This is a genomic window from Acinetobacter sp. AKBS16 (assembly GCF_002899995.1).
GTDB classification, from domain to species: Bacteria; Pseudomonadota; Gammaproteobacteria; order Pseudomonadales; family Moraxellaceae; genus Acinetobacter; species Acinetobacter baumannii.
On sequence record NZ_POYH01000063.1, the window covers coordinates 20,112 to 27,077 of the forward strand.

The 6,966-nt window shown below is 40.4% G+C and carries 9 protein-coding genes; 7 read left to right on the plus strand and 2 right to left on the minus strand.

The features are described 5' to 3' along the window. Both C1642_RS19175 and C1642_RS11185 read right to left on the minus strand, forming a co-directional pair. Positions 1 to 478, minus strand: a 478-nt coding sequence (locus C1642_RS19175) for an MFS transporter (RefSeq protein ID WP_228153839.1), incomplete at its 3' end; no start/stop codon positions are given. Between the two features lie 412 nt (positions 479 to 890). Further along, positions 891 to 1,358 carry a MarR family winged helix-turn-helix transcriptional regulator gene (locus C1642_RS11185; RefSeq protein WP_024433466.1) on the minus strand — a complete coding sequence of 156 codons (468 nt, stop codon included), beginning with the start codon at positions 1,356 to 1,358 and terminating at the stop codon, positions 891 to 893. Between the two features lie 149 nt (positions 1,359 to 1,507). On the opposite strand from C1642_RS11185, the gene C1642_RS11190 reads away from it, so the two are divergent. The 7 genes from C1642_RS11190 to C1642_RS19180 all read left to right on the plus strand — a co-directional run. Beyond that, a complete protein-coding gene (locus C1642_RS11190) occupies positions 1,508 to 2,617 on the plus strand; it encodes an amidase (RefSeq protein WP_001021598.1) in 1,110 nt (369 codons plus the stop codon). A gap of 36 nt (positions 2,618 to 2,653) precedes the next feature. Beyond that, positions 2,654 to 3,802 (plus strand): acyl-CoA dehydrogenase family protein, encoded by a 1,149-nt coding sequence (locus C1642_RS11195; RefSeq protein WP_060706136.1) that lies wholly within the window; start codon positions 2,654 to 2,656, stop codon positions 3,800 to 3,802. Between the two features lie 28 nt (positions 3,803 to 3,830). Further along, complete coding sequence (locus C1642_RS11200; RefSeq protein WP_000387550.1) at positions 3,831 to 4,190, plus strand: hypothetical protein; 360 nt, start codon at positions 3,831 to 3,833, stop codon at positions 4,188 to 4,190. Positions 4,191 to 4,200: 10 nt separating this feature from the next. Continuing rightward, positions 4,201 to 4,728 (plus strand): nuclear transport factor 2 family protein, encoded by a 528-nt coding sequence (locus C1642_RS11205; protein ID WP_103236349.1) that lies wholly within the window; start codon positions 4,201 to 4,203, stop codon positions 4,726 to 4,728. A 29-nt stretch (positions 4,729 to 4,757) separates the two neighbouring features. Then, the gene (locus C1642_RS11210) at positions 4,758 to 6,035 is read left to right on the plus strand and encodes an aromatic ring-hydroxylating oxygenase subunit alpha (RefSeq protein ID WP_005069110.1); all 1,278 of its coding nucleotides are present in this window, start codon (positions 4,758 to 4,760) and stop codon (positions 6,033 to 6,035) included. Between the two features lie 10 nt (positions 6,036 to 6,045). Further along, on the plus strand, positions 6,046 to 6,531 hold the full coding sequence (locus C1642_RS11215) for an aromatic-ring-hydroxylating dioxygenase subunit beta (protein WP_001056937.1): 486 nt from the start codon (positions 6,046 to 6,048) through the stop codon (positions 6,529 to 6,531). Between the two features lie 10 nt (positions 6,532 to 6,541). Beyond that, positions 6,542 to 6,966 (plus strand): SDR family NAD(P)-dependent oxidoreductase (locus tag C1642_RS19180; RefSeq protein ID WP_228153840.1); only part of this gene is annotated, 425 nt, incomplete at its 3' end.

The window sequence follows — 6,966 nt, forward strand, 5'->3', positions numbered from 1 at the left end:
CTCCACCTAAGAAAGCACCAATTGAATAGATCCCGACCGCGCGGCCTAGTTTGTCTTTACTAAACATGTCACTAAACATTGAATAGGCCGCTGGAGATAAAGCTGCTTCACCAACGCCCACAGCCATACGGCTTAGGAATAGTTGAATAAAGTTTTTACTTAAACCGCAAGTTGCTGTTGCTAAGCTCCAGACAATAATCCCGATTGAAATCAGTTTTGGTCGGGAAAAACGGTCGGCAATATAGGCTAATGGTAAGCCCATCACAGCGTAGAATAGTGAAAAGGCAAGGCCATGTAACAAGCTAAATTGAGTATCTGAAAGTTGAAGGTCTGCTTTGATGGGTTCAATCATCAACGCCAGAATTTGACGATCAATAAATGAAAAAATATAGGCCAACATACAAAGTATGACCACATACCATGCATATGCGTTGGTTTTCTTTTGTGTCCTTTCAACAGCGATATTACTTTGGTTCATACACTTAATCCTTATGTATAAAACGCTTTAAAGAAATTGATCTCTAGCTTCTATTCATCCTCAAAATTTTTGATACGTCCCCATTTGAAATGAATTATGAAACGGCTAGAAATGATTGAATTTGGTTTGGTAAGGGGCCTTGAAGAAGGTGACTTAACACAAACGGAAATAGTAATGCTGACTAGATTGTTGAATTATTATTTTCTTTTTATATGTAAAATTCCATTACTTGTTAAGTATGTTTAGATACCTAAAAAGTATGTTAAGTGAGCTATTAGGAGGGTTGAATTATTATAAATACATGAATTTAATAAATTTTATTATTTATATTAGATTTTTTATAGTGAGCAGCTAAAGAAAGACTAGCTTTAACTGCTCTAGAGCCAAGTTAATTTAGTGTCGATGGAAATAATTAACTTGATGGCATGAGATCAAATAATTTTTTTAACTGATGGTTTAGATTATGCAGTTCTTCTTCTGAAAAAGCATTGAGGATCCCCGCTAAGGTAACCACACTAATTTGGTTAATCTGTTCAACCAGCTCAACACCTTTGGCCGTTAATTTCACCATCGAAATCCGTTCATCAGCGGTAGAAGAGTAGACTTCCACAATGCCATCTTCTACCAATCGATATACAGCCTTTGTTGCTGTGGTGAGTTTTAAAGTAGAAAGATTGGCAATGTCAGTGATACTGGCTTCCCCAAGCGCATTAGTGCTTAAAATAATTTTACGGCGAGTATTATCAATGCCAAGTTTCTTTATAGATTTTTCAATAAGTTGTGAATATTTACCATTAACTTGGGAAATCCAGAAAAAGGGGAAGTTTTGAATACTCGACGGTTCTTTATTGGGAAGAAATTGTTCTAAATGATCAAGCATAGCTAAGCAATAACTTAGTAAAAAAAGGGTAATTCTATTATAAACAAAATTTTGCATATTTCCTTGAACGCACATTAGAAAAATTACTTGACAATTCCATTAAATTTTCTGATATTTTAATTAATGGATAAAAATACATGGAAAAGTGAATGAATATTATTAGCCAAAGTGTGCAAAAAGGAAACGGCAAACTTAAGGTGATGGTGAAGGACACTATAGATATTCAAGGTCTAAAAACCATTGCTGGCAGTAGAGCTTTATTAGAAGTCGAACCCGCACATGATGATGCTGAGGTAGTTAAAAACATCTTAAAAGCTGATTGCGAAATTATTGGCAAGACAAATTTGCACGAATTGGCTTTTGGAATTACAGGCATTAACCACGCTTTTGGTACACCTATTAACCCTAAATATCCTGAACTTATTCCGGGCGGCTCTTCAAGTGGTTCAGCCGCAGCAGTTGCAGCTAAACAAGCTGACTTTACTTTAGGGACAGACACGGGCGGCTCTATCCGTATGCCCGCTGCATGCTGTGGAGTTTATGGTTTAAAACCGACTTTCGGTCGGGTAAGTCGCGAAGGCGTATACCCGCCGTCAAGTTCTTTAGATTGCGTTGGTCCTTTTGCAAATTCAGTCGAGATGATTGAAAAAGCTATGCAAATTATTGATCCAACTTTTAAGCCGGCTGAATGCACTCGTACACCAAAACTTGCGCTGCTCAATGTCAAAGCAGATGAGGTTGTTTGGAACTGTATTTATCAAGCACTTCAAAAAGCGAATTTAGAGACCGTTTTAGAAAAAGTTGAACATTTTGAAGCAGCTTATGATGCAGGCATGCAGATTATTAACTATGAAAACTGGCAAGCTTTTGGTGAGTTAACCCAAACAGGCTTAATTGGTTCTGATGTAAATAATCGTTTATTAAAAGCAGCCCAAACCACTTTAGAGCAAGTAAAACAAGCAGAAGTTGTGAAAGCACAACTGACAGAGGAACTCGATGCTTTATTAGAAAAATATGACGCATTGGTTCTGCCGACACTTCCACAAATTCCACCAAAAGTTTCTGAAGCTGAAAACACGGTCGCTTTTTTGAACCTAACCGGTTTAGTTCGACCATTTAATTTATCAGGACATCCAGCCATTTCAGTGCCACTTGAAACCAGTGAAGGTTTGCCTGTGGGCTTACAGATCGTATCAAAGCATCAAAAAGATGAGCAATTATGTGCAATAGCTAAATTTTGTGTTGATGCAATGCAATAAATTACAAGGAGTTAGATGATGAATAAGTTGTCTAAAATGGAGTTTGCTTCTCAAGACAAAGCAGTTGATTTAGATGCTTTGTGCCAAGAAATTCGTGAGCGTGCCTGTGCAGGTGAGTTTGATAATCAGGCCTATGTGAGCCAAGACATTATCGAAAAACTTAAAAAAATTGGTGTTTACCGTGCCTTAGTGCCTAAACGTTTTGGTGGTGAAGAATGGTCACCACGGCAGTTTTGTGAGTTGATCGAAACTTTATCTAAAGCTGATGGTTCAGTGGGTTGGGTAGCAAGTTTCGGTATGAGTCCTGCGTATTTAGGAAGTTTGCCGGAAGAAACGCTGAAAGAGTTATACCAAAACGGGCCAGATGTCGTATTTGCCGGAGGTATTTTTCCGCCGCAGCCTGCCGAAATTACCGATGAAGGTGTGGTGGTGCGCGGACGCTGGAAATTCTCAAGTGGTTGTATGGGCGCTGACATTGTTGGCGTGGGAATTTCACCCCTTAAAAATAATGAAATGCAAGGTTTACCACGCATGGCAGTGATGCCTGCCAACAAAGCCAAAATCGAAATGACATGGGACACTGTTGGCCTAAAAGGTACCGGAAGCCATGATTTGGTGGTTGAAGATGTATTGGTCGAAAAGAAATGGACCTTTGTACGTGGCGAACCTTCAAAACTCAGCGAGCCATTTTTTAAATATCCATCACTGTCTTTAGCGACTCAAGTATTAACCGTGGTGGGTATTGGGGTTGCAGCTGCCGCATTAGAAGAATTTGAAAAATTAGCACCGGGTAAAGCATCTATTACAGGTGGGTCAGAAATTGCAAACCGCCCAGTGACTCAATATGAGTTTGCTCAAGCTGATGCAGAGTTTCAGGCGGCAAAGTCTTGGTTTTATCAAACCATGGATATTGTGTGGAATGAAATTATTGCTGGTCGTGAAGCAACTGCTGAACAAATTAGCGATATGCGTTTGGCATGTACCCATGCAGCGCGAGTTTGCGCCAAAGTCACCCGAAAAATGCAAATGCTTGCGGGTATGACAGCGATTTATACCAACAATCCATTTAGCCGTTTTGTAAATGACACCAACGTGGTGACCCAGCATGCCTTTATGGGTGATGCAACTTTACAAAATGCAGGTTTAGTCAGTTTCGGGTTAAAGCCAACCCCTGGTTATCTATAAGTTTAAATTTTAAAAAAGGAATATTGAGATGGAAGCTAAAAAACCATTACGCGTGTTGTTTTGCATGGGTATTAACCAGAACTTTTTTGATGCAGAACCTGCTGAAGCAAAAGCGGTTTGGGCAGCATTTGGTGAAATGTGGAATGGCATTCATGACCTACCTGGTGTGCATGTTTTTGGGAATCTTGATGATGACCAAAGCATGGTGGGTGCAAGTACGGGCTGGCCTTGGACCACTTATTTGCTTGCAGATGTTCCGGATATTGAGACAGTACATGCAGCTTGTAACTTGTTTAGAACGACCGTAGTGGGTGAAGGGCCATACAAACTTTGGAAATATTGCAAAGTTGAAGCTCGTGTTGGGCGTGAATTGATTATTCAACGTTAAGGCGACCGCAATGACTGACAAAGTGAATATTGCAGAAATCATAGAACGGCTAGAACAGTTGGAAGCACACAATGCCATTCGTAACTGCATAAACCGTTATATGGAAATCTGCGACGAGCTCAATGCAAATACAGACCTTGATGAGCTGATGAATCTTTTTGATCAAGACTGTATTTGGGAGGGTATTGGCGAGAAGTATGCCAAATCCTTTGGCCGTTATGATTCTTGGCAGTCGATTTACGACATGTTTAAAAGTTATACCCAAAAAGAATCTCACTTTGTTATGAATGCACACTTTGTAACTTCAGAACAAATTTATGTAAATCAAAATGATGCAAATGCTTCTTGGCTCATGTTGCAAACTTCAACCTTTAAAGATGGCCGTAGTCATCTGAGTGCAGCAAAGCTCAATGTGAAGTTTCAAAAGCAAGCAGATGGAACATGGAAAATTAAACATTTCCAAACACAGAATATTTTCAGTCGTCCGGTATCGCATTGGCACAGTGAAGCTGAATTGCCGGTACCTTCCCAGGAATGACCCAGGACATATTTAAAAGGACTATTGATATGAACAGTATTATCCCAACGCATAACATTGGCATTGATTACGATGCTTTGGTTCAAAGTGACCGTGCCCATACTTCTCTTTATAAAGATGAACGCATTTTTGATGAAGAGATGGAAAAAATCTTTTATAGCACTTGGGTGTGGGTTGCGCATGCCAGCGAAATTCCGGAAGGCGGAAGCTATAAAACCATTAATATCGGTAAACAGCCTGTGGTTGTGGTACGTGACCGTAAAAAGAAAGTCCATGTACTTTTAAACCGTTGTCGTCACCGTGCAGCAACCGTATGTGAACATAAAAAAGGAAAAACTAATAGTTTTGTATGCCCGTACCACGGTTGGAGTTATGCACTTGACGGTAGTTTACGTGGTGTGCCATCTCCGGAAAGCTACGGCGATTGTTTAGATAAATCAGAATTACCACTGGTGAGTCTACGGGTAGAAGAATATAACGGGATGATCTTCGCTTCATTTAAAGAAGACATTCAACCGCTTGAAGAGTTCCTAGGGCCTGCGAAAAAATGGATTGACCTGTTTATGAAACAGGGTGCGGGTTATCCAATTAAAGTGTTGGGTGAACACCGTTTCCGTTTTCCGGGTAACTGGAAAATCCAGCTTGAAAATACCACCGATGCATATCACTTCCCGTTAGTACATAAGTCATTCTTAAGTTCTGTCGATGAAAAAACAGAAGAACTCTTTAACTTCGAAAATCAGCCGGGCTTTGTTGAAGACTTAGGTAATGGTCACAGTGTGATGGTAATGATTCCTGAACTGGTTGATCTAGACGAAGAGCTTATGGAGCGACCAATACAAGAACGTTTTGAAGACTTGGCTCAAGCTTTGCGCGACGAAGGTCATGAAGAATTAGAAGTACGCCGTATTGTTCGTGCAGTCGGTGGTTCTGGCTTTAACTTAAACTTATTCCCGAATATTGCATGTTCGATGGCGTTCTTCCGTGTGTTACAGCCAATTTCAGTTGCTGAAACAGAAATTCATCACTCGGTAATTACGATGGATGGTGGCCCACAAATTGCCAACCAATATCGCTTACGTTTGCATGAACATTTCCAAGGTCCATTTGGTTTTGGTACGCCAGATGACTCAGAAGCTTGGGAGCGCGTACAACACGGTGCCAATGCTGGTAATGATTTATGGATCATGTTGAACCGCGGTTTGCCGGGCGAAGTCAAAACTGAAGACGGCTTAAAAAGTGATGTCAGTGCTGAAACAGGTATGCGCGCAGCATACCAGCAGTGGAAAAAGATGATGACGGCTTAAGGAGAGAGCAATGAATATGAATCTGCAATTATTAAATGAAGTCACTGCTTTCATCTGGGCTGAAGCAGATATGTTAGACCACAGCGAGTACCGTGAATGGCTTAATTTATGGAATGAAAAAGGTGTCTATATCATTCCAATTGACCCAAACCTCACTGACTACGAAAACAACTTAAATTATGCCTATGACGATAATCATATGCGTAAGTTACGGGTAGAGCGTCTTGAAAATGGTGAGGCAATTTCTACGGCACCAAAGGCGAATACGGTACGCAGTATTTCGCGAGTACGAGTGATTCAAGATCAAGATGATGAAATCGTTTTACGCTGTGCTCAAAACCTACGTGAATTTCGTAAAGAAAACCTCAAGCATTACACGGCCGATATTACATACCATCTAACCCGTGATGCCGATACTGGCTTTAAGATTAACCGTAAAATCATTAACTTGGTTAACTCAACCGATACCTTGGCTGGTATTAGCTACATTCTTTAGGAGCGGTAACATGAAACAGGTTGTTTTAGTGACAGGTGCTGCTTCTGGACTCGGTAATGTCATTGCTGAATATTTTGCGAGCCAAGGACATCAAGTGATTTTGTCAGCCAGTACGCTTGAAAAAGCCGAAAATGCTAAGGCACAAAGTCAGTATGCCCAAAATATGTTTCCTTTAAAGCTGGATATTTCGGTCGAGGCAGATTTTCATGCAGCGGTGCAATGGATTGAAGAGAAATTTTCTAAACTTGATGTGTTAATTAACAATGCTACCGTCACCAAAGCAACGCCCGTATTAGAAATTACCGCAGCCGATTTTGATTGGGTGACCCAAGTTAACCAACGCGGCACCTTTCAGGCTTGTCAAATTATTGGCCAATATATGGCGAAAAAAGGTTATGGACGCATCATTAATATGGCGTCGTTAGCAGGACAAAA

What these genes read in the sequence shown, in the direction of transcription:
- C1642_RS11185 (WP_024433466.1), bottom strand. Translation starts at nt 1,358, where the DNA reads ATGCTTGATCATTTAGAACAATTTCTTCCCAATAAAGAACCGTCGAGT.
- C1642_RS11190 (WP_001021598.1), top strand. Translation starts at nt 1,508, where the DNA reads ATGAATATTATTAGCCAAAGTGTGCAAAAAGGAAACGGCAAACTTAAG.
- C1642_RS11195 (WP_060706136.1), top strand. Translation starts at nt 2,654, where the DNA reads ATGGAGTTTGCTTCTCAAGACAAAGCAGTTGATTTAGATGCTTTGTGC.
- C1642_RS11200 (WP_000387550.1), top strand. Translation starts at nt 3,831, where the DNA reads ATGGAAGCTAAAAAACCATTACGCGTGTTGTTTTGCATGGGTATTAAC.
- C1642_RS11205 (WP_103236349.1), top strand. Translation starts at nt 4,201, where the DNA reads ATGACTGACAAAGTGAATATTGCAGAAATCATAGAACGGCTAGAACAG.
- C1642_RS11210 (WP_005069110.1), top strand. Translation starts at nt 4,758, where the DNA reads ATGAACAGTATTATCCCAACGCATAACATTGGCATTGATTACGATGCT.
- C1642_RS11215 (WP_001056937.1), top strand. Translation starts at nt 6,046, where the DNA reads ATGAATATGAATCTGCAATTATTAAATGAAGTCACTGCTTTCATCTGG.